The sequence below is a fragment of the Flavobacterium sp. UGB4466 genome (genome assembly GCF_903469665.1).
Classification (GTDB): Bacteria; Bacteroidota; Bacteroidia; order Flavobacteriales; family Flavobacteriaceae; genus Flavobacterium; species Flavobacterium lipolyticum.
Genome location: NZ_CAGKLC010000025.1, coordinates 42,331 through 58,169, shown reverse-complemented (window position 1 = coordinate 58,169; position 15,839 = coordinate 42,331). Strand labels below are relative to the sequence as shown.

Sequence of the window (15,839 nt, the reverse complement as noted above, 5' to 3'; positions counted from 1 at the left end):
GGCTTCGACTTTGCTCAGCCTGACAGGACTTTGCTCAGCCGGACAGGGCTTCGCTGCCGGACACATCTTCGTTCAGGCTGACAGGACTTTGCTCAGCCTGACAGGACTTTGCTCAGCCGGACAGGGCTTTGGACTTTGTCCTTAGCTGATCGTTTTATAGTTTGACTCTTTTCAGGAAATCGGCACGATAGGTTTCACTTAGAATTAACGCACTGTTTTTACCCTCTTTTTCCTGATGATGCAAAACGATTTCATTGTGATTGAAAAACTTTATCGCCTTTACGGCCACGATTTCCTTTTTGTTGACACGGCAAAAATCGGCTTCGGGAAGTTCCTGTAAAAGGGTGTCGAATTTCACATTTTTTAAGTTCAGAAAACTGCCGTCAGTAAGAAGTACGGTTTTATCACGACTGTCACTAACCGCCGTTTTGATGTATAGAATCTGATTGAAGTAAAGCAATGTTTTGCCTTTATCTGTATTTAACTGAATGAACTTCTTTGCTGCATCAGGCTTATCGAAACGCTCCAGGGCTTTCGAAATCGCTTTTTGCAAGCGTTCGAGTTTTACCGGTTTGGTAATGTAATCTACCGCGTCAATATTAAAAGCTTCGGCAGCATACTCTTTGTAAGCGGTGCAAAAGATAACCAGCTTATTGTCCAGCATTTCTGCCAGATGCAAACCGTCGATCCCTGGCATTTCGATATCCGATATTAACAAATCAAAATCGAGATTCGGTATTTCGACAAGGAGTTTTTCGGGATTGTTAAATGTTTTTACAATTTCCACTTCAGGAATCTGTTCACAAAGCATTTTCAGATACGTTAAGCCCGGCAGCTCATCGTCCAGCAGCAAGCATTTCAGTTTTGTATTCAAGTAGATCTATTTTTAGATGAGCAATATAAACGTCATTCTCTACAAACCTTTCGAGTTTGAAGTTATTTTTATAAATAATTCTTAGTCGGTGTTCTAAAGTAGCATGACCAAAACCGCTTCGTTCTTTTTTTAATACTTTTTTATTCGATATCTTATTCGAAACCGTCATAAAAAAAGCATTGTCCCTAAACTCAAAAACTACCGAGATAAAGGCATCGGCACTCTGAAGATCGGCATGTTTAAATGCGTTTTCAATTAAATCAATCGAAATTAACGGTGCCAATAAAGGCTGTTCGTACAATTTGTCTTCTTTATTGACATTGGTTTTGATTTTCAATTCAAAGAGTGGACTGATTTTAATTTTATTGATTTCGATTAAATTGAGCGCAAAGTCAATTTCCTCCCGGGCAGTAACAAATTTCTTTTTGCTCTCATACAGAATATAGTCCAATACGTTGGCCAGTTTATCTAAAGCAAAATACGTTTGGTACGCATGAGATTGTATCGAATTTAAAATATTTTTAAACAAATGCGGATTCAGTTTAGACTCCAGAGTTTCCAACTGCAAGTCATTAACCTTCATTTCGAGTGCATAGAAACTTTTCTCAGCATCGTCCTTTGCCTTTTTGAACTGCATCAATTGATACATCAAAAAACAGATGATAACGATAAGCAATAAAAGAATCGCCAGAAAAATAAAAGTGATTGTATTGTTTTCTTGCATTGTTTATGTAAAGTTTAAAAGTTTTTTTCGCCACAGATTACAAAGATGATAAAGATTTTCTACCTAATGTAATCTACGTTGGTGTAATTCATTTTAACACATAGTAACATAGGTGTTGCATCCCTAAAAAAGGCGTTTCACTTTATTTAAATACGCATAACTCCTAATATATAAAAGCATTTCTTCTATTCTTAAAGAAACTAGGAAAATCTTAATGACTGGAAACAAACTTCAACCCAATAATCGAGGCAATTAAAGTCGAAAGAAAAAATATTCGCCAGAAAGTAGCGGGTTCTTTAAAAATTAAGATTCCAACCAGAACGGTTCCAACGGCTCCAATTCCTGTCCAAACAGCGTAGGCTGTTCCAATAGGCAGTACCTGTGTAGCCTTGTACAGTAAAAACATGCTGATAGCAAGACAAACAAAGAAACCAATCATCCAATAAGTCGAAACCATTCCTGTTGTTTCTTTGGCCTTGCCCAGACAAGAGGCAAATGCAACTTCAAAAAGTCCTGCGATTACTAATAAAATCCAATTCATTTTCTACGCCTTTTTAAATGAGATACAAAGATGAGAAAACCTAGCGTAGAATGCTACAAATTATCCCATTTTTAGATTGCGGGAACATTCCAATTGTGTTAACAAACCGTAAAAACCAAGCCGAATATTTATGATTTCGAGCACTTTTCACTACATTTGCATCCATTTTACAATTTTTATGAAAAACGCCGTACAAGTTGGATTTTGGGAAAAATTAGCCCGAATCATACTTAAAAATAGAATTTCTATACTCGTTGGGGTCGCTGCCCTGACCATTTTCCTTGGTTACCAATGGAAAAACCTTTCCATGACTTATACCGAAGCAAATTTGCTTCCTAAAAATCATATTGCAAACAAAGACTATCAAAAATTTCTGGATAAATTTGGCGAAGAAGGAAACCTGGTTGTCATTGGTTTTCAGGATAAAAAATTCTTCACGCCAAAAAATTATGCTGCCTGGAACGAATTAATGACGGGGCTTAAAAAATCGAAAGAAGTAGATTTAGTAGTTTCCTTGAACGATTTAAAGAAACTGGAGAAAGATACCGTTAACGAAAAATTTGTTCTCGCTCCGTTCATCGATCAAAGCAAAGCAACAGATCCGGAATATTTAAAAAAGATACAATATGACTTGTTTCATAATTTGCCTTTTTACGAAGGATTGCTTTACAACAAAGAAAGCGGCAGTATCCGTTCGGCAATTTACATCAACAAAGCACTTGTAAACACTGCTGAAAGAAAAACATTTATTCTGGAAAATCTGGTTCCGAAAATTGATAAATTCGAGAAAACCACAGGAATCGATTTGCGTGTTTCAGGCATGCCTTACATCAGAACGATCAATGCTGACAATATGAAAGGTGAAATCGGACTTTTTATTGGCGCGGCATTATTAACGGTTTCTTTGATTTTCTTTTTCTTCTTCCGTTCGTACAGAGCTACCTTTATCTCCATCTGTATTTTGATTGTTGGAGTAATCTGGTCTTTCGGAACTTTAGGATTATTTCATTATAAAATCACGATTCTAACGGCTATCATTCCGCCATTAATTATTGTAATCGGAATTACGAATTGTATTTTCCTGATCAATAAATACCAACAGGAAATCAAACTTCATAATAATCAGGCGAAGGCTTTACAGCGTATCATTTCTAAAATTGGAGTTTCGACTCTAATGACCAATTTAACGACAGCAATAGGTTTTGCAACGTTTATGATTACCGGAAACGATTTGCTTTTTGAATTTGGTTTGGTTACCTCTATCAATGTCATTTCGGTATACCTTCTGACGCTTTTAATTGTACCGATCATCTACAGTTTTATGTCGGTTCCGGGCGAAAAACATTTGTACCATCTCACCAAAACATACATTTCAACCTTATTGGATTTTGTTGAAAATGTGGTAAAAAATAAACGAAAAGTAATCTATATCATTTACGGTTTATTGTTAGCCTTCAGCGTTATTGGAGTGACTCAAATGAAAGTTTCGGGAAGTTTGATTGGTGAAATGCCAAAAAGCGCCTCTTTCTTTAAGGATATTATCTTCTACGAGAAAGAATTTAACGGTGTAATGCCACTTGAGATTATGATTGATACCAAAAAGAAAAAGGGTGTCATGAAAGCCTCTACCATTCGCAAAATGGATGAATTGCAAAACACCATCACAGAAATGCCTGAATTAGCGAAACCAGTTTCTATTGTAAATCTGGTGAAGTATTCGAAACAGGCTTTCTATAACGGAAATCCGGAATATTATCAATTACCAACATCGCAGGAACAAACTTTTATTTTGTCGTACGCTAAAAATGCTACTAAAAACAGCAAAGAAAATCTGATGAAAGCTTATGTAGATTCAACCGGACAATATGCCCGAATCACTACTTTCATGAAAGATATTGGTACGGATGAAATGGCAAAAGTGGAGAAAAAACTTCACAGCAAGATCGATGAGATTTTCCCGAAAGACCGTTATGAAGTTACCGTAACCGGAAAAGCATTAGTGTTTCAAAAAGGAACCTCTTATTTGGTTGATAATTTAATTGAGTCTTTGATTTTTGCAATACTTGTAATTGCGGTATTGATGCTTTACTTGTTCCGATCGTTCAAAATGGTTTTTGCATCGGTAATCACCAATATTTTACCGCTTTGTATCACCTCGGGACTGATGGGGTATTTTGGCATTCCGTTAAAACCTTCGACGATACTCGTATTTAGCATTGCATTCGGAATCTCAGTTGATAATGCGATTCAGTTTATGGCGAAGTACCATCACGATTTGCTGCAGAATAACGGAAAGGTAAAAAAATCCGTTTTCAGTGCTTTAAGAGAAACCGGAATCAGTACTTTTTACACTTCGGTGGTTTTGATTTTAGGATTTGCTACTTTCACGCTTTCCAGCTTTAGCGGAACCATTGCATTGGGAGGATTAATTTCCTGTACATTAGCGTTTGCAATGTTTGCGAATCTATTGGTTTTACCGGCTTTGGTATTGACTTTTGAGAAGAAAAAAGCTAAGAAAGAGGATTTGGAGAATTTAGAGAGGTAAACACGAATTTCACGAATTAACACGATAAGAAATGCCACAAATTCACGAATTAATCAATGGAAAGGATCGAAATATATTCAAGTAAGAAAAAATCATTCTTATTACTAATTTTATCACTTCTTTTTGTAACTGGAGGAATCTGGTTCTTTATTGATTCTGAAAATTTAGCAAATTTTAGATATATAAAGTCCAATTTTTATAAAAGCAATTGGAATTATCTCGATTTTATTTTTTGGAATGGCCCTTTTTACTGCAATAAAACAGCTGGTAAAAAACAGATTACTAATTCTTATTGATGAAAACGGAATTAATGTCAATCCCAAAAAAACTCCTACTCAAAATATTGAATGGAATAATGTTGAGGCATTTTCAGAACTAAAAATACAAAGTCAAAAAATGGTTGTTATTGAAGTTAACAATCCTGAATACTGGATAAAAAACGAAAATAACGCCATAAAGAGAAAACTAATAGAATATAATTTCAACAATTATGGTTCGCCTTTTGTGATTTCTGCTGGATCAATGCAAATAAATCATGCCGAGCTTGTTAAAATATTTAATGAGAATTTAGAAAAATATAAAAATTAGCACAAAGTTTGTCATTCCGAGGAACGAGGAATCGCAGTCGAAACTCGACAAAGATTGACAAATTTCTTTACAGACTCACTAGTGCGATTCCTCGTTCCTCGGAATGACAAAACTCAAAATAAAAAAAATGCCTCTCCTGAAACCGAGAGCACTAGCCCCGATCGAAGCGGCATCCTTTCTATTTTTCCTTTAAAAATAGAAAGATATAGCGAAGAGCGGGAATCAGCTTCAAAAATTAATTATTATCGATTATATTTGCAGTTGTTCAAAATGAATATTACTTAATATCAATTATATATAAAAATGAAACACACAAAAGTTAGAGACTTATTAAACAGTACGACGACGTTACAGGAAGTGAATGCAAAAGGATGGGTGAGAGCTTTTAGAAATAATCAGTTCATCGCGCTTAATGACGGTTCTACCATTAATAATATACAATGTGTTGTTGATTTTGAAAATACACCTGATGAAACTTTAAAAAGAATCACTACCGGTGCTGCTATTTCTGTAATTGGTACTTTGATCGAAAGTAAAGGTGCGGGTCAGAAATACGAAATTCAGGTAAACAAACTGGAAATCTTAGGAGATTCGGATGCAGAGAAATTCCCAATACAGCCAAAAAACAAACCTAGTTTAGATTTCTTGCGCGAAAATGCACATTTACGTGTACGTACCAATATGTTTGGTGCTATTATGCGTGTGCGTTCGGTATTGTCTTATGCCGTTCATAAATATTTTCAGGACAAAGGTTTTGTTTACGTAAATACTCCAATTATTACTGGTTCTGATGCTGAAGGTGCAGGAGAAATGTTTAAAGTTACAGCTTTACCTTTTGACAATACCCCAAGAACAGAAGACGGAAAAGTAAACTACAAAGAAGATTTCTTCGAAAAAGAAACCAACTTAACGGTTTCCGGACAATTAGAAGGAGAAACGTATGCAATGGCTTTGGGTCAGATTTATACGTTTGGACCAACTTTTAGAGCTGAAAACTCTAATACTTCTCGTCACCTGGCAGAATTTTGGATGATCGAGCCGGAAGTTGCTTTCAACAATCTGGATGACAACATGGATTTGGCGGAAGATTTTATTCAGTATGTAATTAAATATGCTTTAGACCACTGTCAGGATGATTTGAAATTTTTAGAAGGAAGACTTTTAGACGAAGAGAAATCAAAACCTCAGGCGGAAAGAAGCGAAATGGCTTTGTTAGAAAAACTAAACTTTGTTTTAGAGAACAACTTCAAACGTGTTTCTTATACCGAAGCTATTGACATCTTGAGAGATTCTACTCCAAATAAAAAGAAAAAATTCCAATATCTTATCAACGAATGGGGAGCTGATTTACAGTCGGAACACGAGCGTTATTTAGTAGAGAAACACTTTAAATGTCCGGTAATCTTGTTTGATTATCCGGCAAACATTAAAGCATTTTACATGCGTCTGAACGACAATACTGAACCTGGAAAAGAAACCGTTCGTGCCATGGACATCCTTTTCCCTGGAATTGGAGAAATCGTTGGTGGTTCAGAAAGAGAAGAGCGTTACGACGTTTTGGTTGAAAAAATGAAAGCCTTAGAAATTGACGAAGAAGAATTATCATGGTATTTAGATACCCGAAGATTCGGATCGGCAACTCACGCAGGTTTCGGACTTGGATTTGAGCGTTTGGTATTGTTTGTAACCGGAATGACAAACATCCGTGATGTAATTCCTTTCCCAAGAACTCCCGGGAACGCAGAGTTTTAAAAAAAGGCTCTAAGGTACTGAGGTGCTGAGGTTCTAAGTTTTTAAAATATAATAAAATTTGTTTCAAGTTTCAGGTTTCAGGTTGTGCTCATTTAGGAGAAACTTGAAACCTGAAACTTGAAACTTTTAACAAAAACAAATGCTAAAGCAATTTTTAAATCTAAAATTATCCCAAAAATTATCTCCACAGCAAATTCAGCTGATGAAGTTAATTCAATTGCCTACGCAAGCTTTTGAGCAACGTTTACTGGAAGAAATGAATGAAAATCCGGCCCTCGAAGCCGGTAAAGAAGACGAATACGAAGCCGATGAATTTGCCAATGAAGACTACGACGATTACGATGATGCTGAATCAGACAGAATCGAAGCAGACGACATTAACATTGACGAATACTTAAGCGACGACGACACCCCTGATTACAAAACTCAGGTGAACAATTACAGTGAAGACGAGGAGCGCGAAACTCCTTTTGCTTCGCCAATTAGTTTCCATCAGGATTTAATCAATCAGTTGAATACTTTTATTTTAAATGATGAAGAACGCGAAATCGCTGAATTCCTTGTTGGAAGTATTGATGATATGGGTTACATCCGCAGAAGTGTTCCGGATATTGTAGACGATATGGCTTTTACTCAGGGAATTTACACCGATGAGAAAATGGTCGAAAAAATGCTTCATGTCATTCATGAGCTCGAACCTTCGGGAGTAGGAGCACGTGATTTACAGGAATGTCTGTTACTACAGTTAAAACACAAAACTCCAACCGAATATATTGATTTAGCTATTGATATCATCGAGAATCAGTTTGATGCTTTTACCAAGAAACATTACGACAAACTTTTACAGAAATACGGTGTTTCAAACGAACAGCTTAAAAAAGCCATTCACGAAATCGAAAGACTGAATCCAAAGCCGGGAGGTTCTTACACCGGAAACAATAAAGTAACAGAGAACGTTGTTCCCGATTTTGCCATTAGAATCGTTGACGGAGAACTGGAACTTACCTTAAACGGACGAAATGCTCCTTCCCTGCACGTTTCTAAAGATTATCAGGAAATGATGCAGACGTATAAAGATTCTCGTGATAAATCATCGGCACAAAAAGATGCTGTTCAGTTCATCAAACAGAAACTGGATTCGGCCAAATGGTTTATCGATGCGATCAGACAGCGTCAGGAAACTCTTTTTGTTACGATGAATGCTATCATGCATTATCAGGAAGAGTACTTTCTGGACGGTGACGAAACCAAACTAAAACCAATGATCTTAAAAGACATTGCGGATATGGTTGGTCTTGATATTTCGACGATCTCGCGTGTAGCCAACAGTAAGTATGTTGAAACGCCATACGGTACAAAACTGATCAAAGAGTTTTTCTCTGAAGCCATGAAAAATGATCAGGGAGAAGATGTCTCTACTTTAGAAATTAAAAAAATCCTTCAAAATACCATTGAAGAAGAAGATAAAAAGAAACCTTTACCGGACGATCAACTGGCCGAAATCCTGAAAGAAAAAGGATACCCAATTGCCCGAAGAACTATTGCAAAATACCGCGAACAATTAGACATTCCGGTAGCAAGAATGAGGAAGAAAATTTAATTTTCTACTCTTCTACAATAAAAAAAATCATCCTATAAACAATAAACCTAACAGCTTTTAAATACTGTTAGGTTTTTTTTATACCTCAAAAACAACAAACCCGACAGGTTTTTGAAACCTGTCGGGTTAACTTATTAAAGTCGTTAAATTATTTGTACTGACTCGGCGTTATCGTAATCTGAAACAGATAATTTTCTTTTTTATCATCGTAATTATAGATCAGGGTAAAATCATTATCCCGAAAAGCTTTAAGCCCAGGATTTGCTTTAACCGTACTTAGCAGACTTTCTTCTATGTTTCTTTTAATTACTTCAATTTCGGCAGTTTCTTTTTCTACATTTAACAAAGTCAAATTGTACTGAACCACTTTATCTTTAGGCAGTGTAACATTATCCAAACGAATCCCTTCCTGAATGGTTAAAGGGCAATTTTCATTGTATTTTGCAACCAGTTCAACCATTCCCTTATCTGTTACAGGCTCTTTAAAAGAACAATACACAATCAAAGCCAGTAATAATGCTGCAATTGCACACACTATTAAAATGGTTAAATTCTTTTTTTTAGTTGGTTGCTGCATCTGTTCGTTTGTTTTTTGTTAAGAAAAGAAAACTTTATTTATCCTGAATCTTTTTCATGGCATTAAAATAGGCTGCACGGCTCAGTGGCTCATACTCTTCCGTTTCACCAAGCATCACTAACTTATCATTGTCAGTTTTACGAAAACTGTAGTTGGCAAGATTTCCTGTTCGGGTGCAAACCGCATGAACTTTGGTGACATATTCGGCGGTTGCCATAAGTCCCGGCATGGGTCCAAAAGGATTTCCTTTAAAATCCATATCAAGTCCTGCAACTATCACACGAATTCCCTGATTGGCGAGATCGTTACATACTGTCACTATCTCATCATCAAAAAATTGTGCTTCATCAATACCGATCACATCGCAACCTTGCGCTAAAATAGAGATATTGGCAGCCGCCGGAACCGGAGTAGAACGAATTTCATTGGCATCGTGAGACACCACCATTTCGTCATGATAGCGGGTATCAATAGCGGGTTTAAAGATTTCGACTCTTTGTTTGGCAAATTGGGCGCGCTTTAATCTGCGGATTAATTCCTCGGTTTTACCCGAAAACATTGATCCACAAATAACTTCAATCCAACCAAATTGTTCTTTGTGATTTACTGTATTTTCGAGAAACATTTTGTATTTTTCTACCTTTAAAAATGAATAGTTTTTATTACTTTGTACTGGTAATAAATCGACGTGAAAAATCGCAATTTTTCACTTTTTCAAAAGTAGAAAATTTTTATCAAATCGAAGATTCGCAAACGCGTATTAACAGAAATAAAAAAATATCTTTCAGATTTCGGCGACGAATGAAGACATTCAAATACAAAATATACTAAAATACCCTATTCACTATAATTTCAACAGTTATGAAAAAAAAATTGGAAGCCGATTTAATCAGCATTGCTCATCGAATTTTAAAGCTTAAAAACAAATCCGATATCAATCAATTGTATCTTGAAACGCAGAAATTATATGAAAAACTAGCGGTTTTAAAATTTGTAGATGAAAATTTCGACACTCTGAAGCCTACCATTGGCCACAGCGAAATGCATTCTGAAATTGAAGCTATCTTTGAAAAAGAAGAAATAATTCCAAATGAAGTTGAAACTGAAACTCCAATAATCGTTGAAGAAATAGTAGCTGAAGAAACATTAGAGCCAATAATTGCTGAAGAAATTACTGCTGAGTCTGCAAAAGAAACAGATCCTGATCCTGAAACTTCTGAAGAAGCAATTGGCGAACCCTCGGAAGATATAAATCCGGAGCCTGAGATTTTTGAAGAAATAACAACGGAAATTCCTGAAGAAACAGCTGCCGAACCAATTGTTGAAACCATTGCCGAACCAGTCGCGGAAATCGCAGAGCAACCAATTGTTGAAGAAGCTGAAGAACCAATTTCAGAAACGGCAAAAGAACCGGAAACTGCAGCAGAACTTTCGTTTACAACTGTTAGTAACTCTAAACCGATTCCTGATTTTATTCCCGCTTTTGAATTGGACAAATCAGAAGAGGTACAAGAGGAAAAGAAACCGAAAAAAGAGGAGCCAAAAGCAGAAAGCCCATCAAAACCGGAGCCTGTTCACATTTCTTTTGAAGAGATATTAGGCGTAAACTATGCCGATGCGCATTTTGTAAAAGTAGACAGTTTCGAAGCGGTTTCTCCTACTCCAACACCAACACCAACACCGTCAATCAATGAGTTCAAAGAGCAAAAAACAGTTGAAACAACTGTATTAGAAACTCCTGCTGAACCGAAAGCTGCCACTCTAAATGAAAAACTGGCAAAAGGTTTTCACATTGATTTAAACGACCGAATTGCATTCACTAAAAATCTTTTTGGAAACAGTTCAGAAGATTACAGCCGCGTTTTAAATCAATTACTGACTTTTGACACTTATGGTGAAGCAAAAGAATTTATTGAGGATATGGTAAAACCGGACTACAACAACTGGGATGGAAAAGATGATTACGCCGAACGTTTCTTAGGAATTGTAGAAAAGAAATTTTCATAAAAACTAAAACACAAATTACACGAATTAGCACGAACCTTTTGTTTGTAAAATTCCTAAAGACACTTAAAACTTGTGTCAATTAGTGAAATTCGTGTCCAATAACTCCATTTAGAATTCAGAAAAATTATGTCTAAACTATATATCGTTCCCACGCCAATTGGCAATCTTGAAGACATGACTTTTCGTGCCATTCGGATTCTGAAAGAAGTCGATTTGATTTTGGCTGAAGACACCCGAACCAGTGGCAAACTGTTGAAGCATTTTGAGATTGGTACGCACATGCACAGTCATCACATGCACAACGAGCATAAAACAACCGAAAATTTAATTGCACGTCTGAAGGCGGGTGAAAATATCGCCCTGATTTCAGACGCAGGAACTCCTGCTATTTCAGATCCCGGTTTTTTACTCACACGTGCCTGTGTCGAGAATAAAATTGAAGTGGAGTGCCTTCCCGGAGCTACAGCTTTTGTTCCGGCCTTAGTCAATAGCGGATTACCCAATGACAAATTTGTCTTCGAAGGTTTTTTACCTGACAAAAAAGGACGTCAAACTCGTTTTCTGACTTTAGCCGAGGAGACCCGAACCATGATTTTATATGTTTCGCCACATAAACTGGTCAAAACTTTAGCCGAATTCATTCAGTATTTCGGAGAAGACAGACAAGTTTGCGTCTCCAGGGAATTATCAAAACTGCATGAAGAAAATGTACGCGGAACAGCTAAAGAAGTTTTAGCACATTTTGAAAAAACAGCACCACGCGGCGAAATTGTCGTGGTCGTTGCCGGAAAAACAGTAGAAAAAGAAACGAAGAAAAGTAAATATTCGAAAAACGAAGAAGAATAAAACACAATATTAGCCACAGATTAAAATGATTCTCACTGATTGATATAATGAAGTTTGCTACTAATATGACAGCGAATTAAATTAGAAAAAAAACAATAAAAAATCCTTTTGAAATCTTCTAATCTGTGGCTAAAAATAAACCACAATCATGAGCATACAAGCCTTTTTAGAAAAAGTAAAACAAACTCCAAACGAAATAACATTCCCGGAAACTATTGCAGTAATTGAAGAAAACTACAACTTCACTCCAACTGCTTTCCAAAACGGAACACAACATAATGCTGCCGGAGAAAATTCCGGTTCCTGCAAGTTATTCTCTTTCGCAAAACTGCAAAACTTAACTAAAGACGAAACTTTGGCCTGTTTTGGAGCTTTCTATTTCGAGGAAGTTTTGGGCGATCCCAACGGAACTAACCATCAAAACATTAGAAACTTCATCAATTTAGGCTGGGACGGAATTCAGTTTGAAGGAAATGCTTTAGAAGCTAAATAATTTTAGATTTTAGAGTGTAGATTTTAGATTTCTGAAATCTACATTCTTAAAATCATGTAATCCGTGGCAAAAAACAGCTATCCAAATTAAACGATTCCAAGAATCTGAAATCTAAGATCTAAAATCTACCATTAAAATGCGTTGGACCATAAAACCAAAACCTTCTGAAGAAAAAATCAAGCATTTAGCACAAGCTTTAAATGTAGAAGATTTTGTCGCAACACTTTTGATTCAGCGAGGCATAGAGACTTTTGATCAGGCAAAGGATTTCTTTCGCCCTCAATTGGAACAGCTTCACGATCCATTTTTGATGAAAGACATGGATAAAGCGGTTTCAAGAATAGAACTGGCGATTAAAAATCAGGAAAACATTTTGGTTTTTGGTGATTATGATGTCGATGGAACAACGGCTGTTTCTTTGGTTTCTTCCTATTTGAAATCACATTATCCCAATATTGCGACTTACATTCCGGATCGTTACGATGAGGGTTACGGAATTTCTTTTAAAGGAATTGACTTTGCCGACGATAACGGATTTTCATTAATCATTGCTCTCGACTGTGGCATAAAATCGATTGATCATATCGCTTACGCAAAAGAAAAGAACATTGATTTTATCATCTGCGATCACCACAGACCCGGAGATTCTCTTCCGGACGCTGTCGCCATTTTAGACCCTAAAAGAGACGATTGCTCTTATCCTTATGATGAGCTGTGTGGCTGTGGTGTTGGTTTTAAACTCATTCAGGCTTTAGGAACAAACAGAAACGAAACCATACACGATCTCGTTCCCTACCTTGATCTAGTTGCCACAGCAATTGCTGCAGATATTGTACCTATAACGGGTGAAAACAGAATCCTGGCTTTTTATGGCCTACAGGTTATCAACTCCGATCCAAGACCCGGAATCAAGGCTTTGGTGCATCAGGTAAAAAAGAAAACATTAGACATAACCGATGTTGTTTTTATCATTTCTCCACGAATAAATGCAGCGGGAAGAATCAAACATGGCAATCATGCTGTAGAATTACTCACAGAGTTTAATTTTGAGCAGGCTCAGCAGTTTGCTTCAGAAATTGAGCAATACAATGCAGACCGAAAAGATCTGGACAAAAAAATTACAAAAGAAGCTTTTCAGCAAATTGCAGCAAACAACGAACAAGATCGATTTTCAACGGTTGTTTTTCAGGAAGACTGGCACAAAGGTGTCATCGGAATTGTGGCTTCAAGATTAATCGAGACTTACTATCGCCCTACTTTGGTTTTTACCAAAAGCGGAGACAAATATGCGGCATCAGCAAGATCCGTAAAAGGATTTGACGTTTATAATGCGCTTGATGCCTGTTCTGAACATCTGGAACAATTTGGAGGGCACATGTACGCCGCAGGAATGACCCTGAAAGCCGAAAATTACAAAACCTTTAAAGAAGCTTTCGAAACACAAGTTTCTGCAACCATACTTCCGGAAATGCGAACGCCGGAAATAGAAATTGACGCTGAAATAAATTTCAGCGACATCACTCCAAAACTAATCCGTATCCTAAAACAATTCGAACCTTTTGGCCCCCAGAACATGACGCCGGTTTTTATGACTTCGGATATAAAAGACACGGGCTATGCCAAAACTTTAGGTGCTGAAGAGGAACATTTGAGGCTTTTTGTAAAGCAACATAATTCAGATGGAATCGCCGCAATAGGCTTTGGTCTTGGAAAAAAATTAGATCTCGCAAAAAATCAAAACCCATTTCAGCTGGCTTATTCTCTGGCTGAAAATGAATGGAACGGAACCGTTTCCAACCAACTTATGCTTAAAGACATCAGAACAAATGGAAAAAAATAATTCAAACAAACCTGATCCGTATCAGGCATTGCGTTACAGAGAATTCAACATATTTTTAATATTGCGTTTTGCGATGGTTTTTGCCTGGGCAATGCAGTTTATTGTAATTGAATGGGAAGTTTACAGCATCACTAAAAATCCGCTATCGCTTGGAATTATTGGCTTAATGGAAGTCATACCGGCTGTTTCAATGGCACTATTTGCCGGACACATTGTCGATCAAAGAGAAAAGAAAGGATTATTGGTAAAATGTATTCTGGGCTTTTCGGTAATCAGTTTCGGATTATTTCTGGTAACCTGGCCAAGAGTTGTTGGCGGTTTATCTTCAAATGTAATTTTATACTCTATTTATATCTTAGTCTTTTTGGGCGGATTAGTCCGAGCTTTCCTTGGACCGACTATTTTTTCTCTTTTATCCTTGATAATTCCTAAAAAAGCATATCCAAATGCCGCAACCTGGAGTAGTACAGTTTGGCAAATTGGTGCTGTATTAGGCCCTGCCGTTGCCGGTTTTTCAATCAATTGGATTGGAGTTCACTGGTCGATGTGTCTTGTTTTCGGATTCTCTGTACTTTCCTTAATTGCCTTATCACAAATCAGCAAAAAACCTATTATAAACCCAAAGATTGGAGAATCAATAAAAGATAGTCTTACCGAAGGTTTAACGTTTGTATTCAGAAACCAAATTGTATTAGGAGCTTTATCACTGGATATGATTGCAGTACTTTTTGGCGGTGCAGTAGCTTTATTGCCTATTTTTGCTCAAGACATTCTAAAAGTCGGCTCAGAAGGATTTGGCATTTTAAGAGCCGCTCCGGCTGTGGGTTCTTTTATAACAATGCTGGTTTCGGCTTACGTACCTCTCTATAAAAACGCAGGAAAAAAACTTTTGATTGCCATATTCGTTTTCGGATTATCGATCATCTTATTTGGCTTTTCTACCTATTTCTGGCTTTCTGTTTTTGCTTTATTTTTAAGCGGACTTGCCGATGGAATTTCGGTCGTAATCCGTCAAACGATTTTACAGCTTAAAACTCCGGATCATATGCGCGGACGCGTGGGTGCAGTAAACTCTATTTTTGTTGGATCTTCTAACGAGCTGGGAGCCTTTGAGAGTGGCGCAACTGCCAAATTAATGGGAACGGTAACTTCAGTAATTTTTGGGGGTAGTGTCACACTTCTAACGGTTTTAGGCTTTGGACTGATCTCTCCTACTTTTAGGAATCTGGATCTTCAAAAAGACATGGACGACCATCATAATATGGAATAAAACATTCCATTTTTAATTTTTCAAATTCCAAAATTTCAGTAAAAGAGGTTTAAACCTCATAAACATTATATGTTTTTTGACTTAAACAGAAAACCAAATTCGCTTATATAACTTATACGTTTAAAAAAAACATTTTTTTAAGACTTTTTTATTTAGAACAAATATAAATAATATCTATATTT

General features: G+C 36.7%; 14 protein-coding genes. 9 read left to right on the top strand and 5 right to left on the bottom strand.

Annotated features, from left to right (window positions below; all coding sequences use genetic code 11):
- Window positions 1–154 precede the first annotated feature (154 nt).
- The 3 genes from JO950_RS09095 to JO950_RS09085 form a co-directional block, all read right to left on the bottom strand.
- Window positions 155–874 carry a LytTR family DNA-binding domain-containing protein gene (locus JO950_RS09095; protein WP_202702350.1) on the bottom strand — a complete coding sequence of 240 codons (720 nt, stop codon included), beginning with the start codon at window positions 872–874 and terminating at the stop codon, window positions 155–157.
- A complete protein-coding gene (locus JO950_RS09090) occupies window positions 837–1,598 on the bottom strand; it encodes a histidine kinase (RefSeq protein WP_202702349.1) in 762 nt (253 codons plus the stop codon). Before JO950_RS09090 ends, JO950_RS09095 begins: the two co-directional genes overlap by 38 nt.
- A 211-nt stretch (window positions 1,599–1,809) precedes the next feature.
- Complete coding sequence (locus JO950_RS09085; protein WP_202702348.1) at window positions 1,810–2,139, bottom strand: multidrug efflux SMR transporter; 330 nt, start codon at window positions 2,137–2,139, stop codon at window positions 1,810–1,812.
- A 178-nt stretch (window positions 2,140–2,317) separates the two neighbouring features.
- On the opposite strand from JO950_RS09085, the gene JO950_RS09080 reads away from it, so the two are divergent.
- The 4 genes from JO950_RS09080 (at window position 2,318) to rpoN (ending at window position 8,624) form a co-directional block, all read left to right on the top strand.
- On the top strand, window positions 2,318–4,684 hold the full coding sequence (locus JO950_RS09080) for an RND family transporter (RefSeq protein ID WP_202702347.1): 2,367 nt from the start codon (window positions 2,318–2,320) through the stop codon (window positions 4,682–4,684).
- Window positions 4,685–4,921: 237 nt separating this feature from the next.
- The gene (locus JO950_RS09075; RefSeq protein ID WP_237732323.1) at window positions 4,922–5,272 is read left to right on the top strand and encodes an STM3941 family protein; all 351 of its coding nucleotides are present in this window, start codon (window positions 4,922–4,924) and stop codon (window positions 5,270–5,272) included.
- Window positions 5,273–5,575: 303 nt separating this feature from the next.
- Window positions 5,576–7,024, top strand: coding sequence for an asparagine--tRNA ligase (gene asnS / locus JO950_RS09070; protein ID WP_202702346.1), 1,449 nt, complete (start codon window positions 5,576–5,578; stop codon window positions 7,022–7,024).
- A 139-nt stretch (window positions 7,025–7,163) separates the two neighbouring features.
- The gene (gene rpoN / locus JO950_RS09065; RefSeq protein WP_202702345.1) at window positions 7,164–8,624 is read left to right on the top strand and encodes an RNA polymerase factor sigma-54; all 1,461 of its coding nucleotides are present in this window, start codon (window positions 7,164–7,166) and stop codon (window positions 8,622–8,624) included.
- A gap of 148 nt (window positions 8,625–8,772) precedes the next feature.
- Here rpoN and JO950_RS09060 read toward each other — a convergent pair whose 3' ends face one another.
- The gene (locus JO950_RS09060; RefSeq protein WP_202702344.1) at window positions 8,773–9,201 is read right to left on the bottom strand and encodes a hypothetical protein; all 429 of its coding nucleotides are present in this window, start codon (window positions 9,199–9,201) and stop codon (window positions 8,773–8,775) included.
- Window positions 9,202–9,235: 34 nt separating this feature from the next.
- Window positions 9,236–9,826 (bottom strand): thymidine kinase, encoded by a 591-nt coding sequence (locus tag JO950_RS09055; protein WP_017496250.1) that lies wholly within the window; start codon window positions 9,824–9,826, stop codon window positions 9,236–9,238.
- Between the two features lie 236 nt (window positions 9,827–10,062).
- Between JO950_RS09055 and JO950_RS09050 the strand changes: the two genes are divergently transcribed.
- From JO950_RS09050 to JO950_RS09030, 5 genes are all read left to right on the top strand, one after another.
- Entirely contained in the window at window positions 10,063–11,208 is a 1,146-nt protein-coding gene (locus JO950_RS09050; protein WP_202702343.1) for a hypothetical protein, read from the top strand.
- Window positions 11,209–11,334: 126 nt separating this feature from the next.
- Window positions 11,335–12,054: a 16S rRNA (cytidine(1402)-2'-O)-methyltransferase gene (gene rsmI / locus JO950_RS09045; protein WP_202702342.1), complete on the top strand. Its 720-nt coding sequence runs from the start codon at window positions 11,335–11,337 to the stop codon at window positions 12,052–12,054.
- 148 nt (window positions 12,055–12,202) lie between these two features.
- Window positions 12,203–12,547 (top strand): HopJ type III effector protein, encoded by a 345-nt coding sequence (locus tag JO950_RS09040; RefSeq protein WP_202702341.1) that lies wholly within the window; start codon window positions 12,203–12,205, stop codon window positions 12,545–12,547.
- A 136-nt stretch (window positions 12,548–12,683) separates the two neighbouring features.
- Window positions 12,684–14,387, top strand: a complete 1,704-nt coding sequence (recJ, locus tag JO950_RS09035; RefSeq protein ID WP_202702340.1) for a single-stranded-DNA-specific exonuclease RecJ — start codon at window positions 12,684–12,686, stop codon at window positions 14,385–14,387.
- Window positions 14,374–15,657 (top strand): MFS transporter, encoded by a 1,284-nt coding sequence (locus tag JO950_RS09030; RefSeq protein ID WP_202702339.1) that lies wholly within the window; start codon window positions 14,374–14,376, stop codon window positions 15,655–15,657. The genes recJ and JO950_RS09030 overlap by 14 nt, the downstream gene beginning before the upstream one ends.
- The last annotated feature ends 182 nt before the right edge of the window (window positions 15,658–15,839 follow it).

Bases quoted from the DNA above. Each gene is read 5' to 3' on its own strand.
- JO950_RS09090 (WP_202702349.1), bottom strand. From the start codon at position 1,598: ATGCAAGAAAACAATACAATCACTTTTATTTTTCTGGCGATTCTTTTA.
- JO950_RS09085 (WP_202702348.1), bottom strand. From the start codon at position 2,139: ATGAATTGGATTTTATTAGTAATCGCAGGACTTTTTGAAGTTGCATTT.
- JO950_RS09080 (WP_202702347.1), top strand. From the start codon at position 2,318: ATGAAAAACGCCGTACAAGTTGGATTTTGGGAAAAATTAGCCCGAATC.
- JO950_RS09075 (WP_237732323.1), top strand. From the start codon at position 4,922: ATGGCCCTTTTTACTGCAATAAAACAGCTGGTAAAAAACAGATTACTA.
- asnS (WP_202702346.1), top strand. From the start codon at position 5,576: ATGAAACACACAAAAGTTAGAGACTTATTAAACAGTACGACGACGTTA.
- rpoN (WP_202702345.1), top strand. From the start codon at position 7,164: ATGCTAAAGCAATTTTTAAATCTAAAATTATCCCAAAAATTATCTCCA.
- JO950_RS09060 (WP_202702344.1), bottom strand. From the start codon at position 9,201: ATGCAGCAACCAACTAAAAAAAAGAATTTAACCATTTTAATAGTGTGT.
- JO950_RS09055 (WP_017496250.1), bottom strand. From the start codon at position 9,826: ATGTTTCTCGAAAATACAGTAAATCACAAAGAACAATTTGGTTGGATT.
- JO950_RS09050 (WP_202702343.1), top strand. From the start codon at position 10,063: ATGAAAAAAAAATTGGAAGCCGATTTAATCAGCATTGCTCATCGAATT.
- rsmI (WP_202702342.1), top strand. From the start codon at position 11,335: ATGTCTAAACTATATATCGTTCCCACGCCAATTGGCAATCTTGAAGAC.
- JO950_RS09040 (WP_202702341.1), top strand. From the start codon at position 12,203: ATGAGCATACAAGCCTTTTTAGAAAAAGTAAAACAAACTCCAAACGAA.
- recJ (WP_202702340.1), top strand. From the start codon at position 12,684: ATGCGTTGGACCATAAAACCAAAACCTTCTGAAGAAAAAATCAAGCAT.
- JO950_RS09030 (WP_202702339.1), top strand. From the start codon at position 14,374: ATGGAAAAAAATAATTCAAACAAACCTGATCCGTATCAGGCATTGCGT.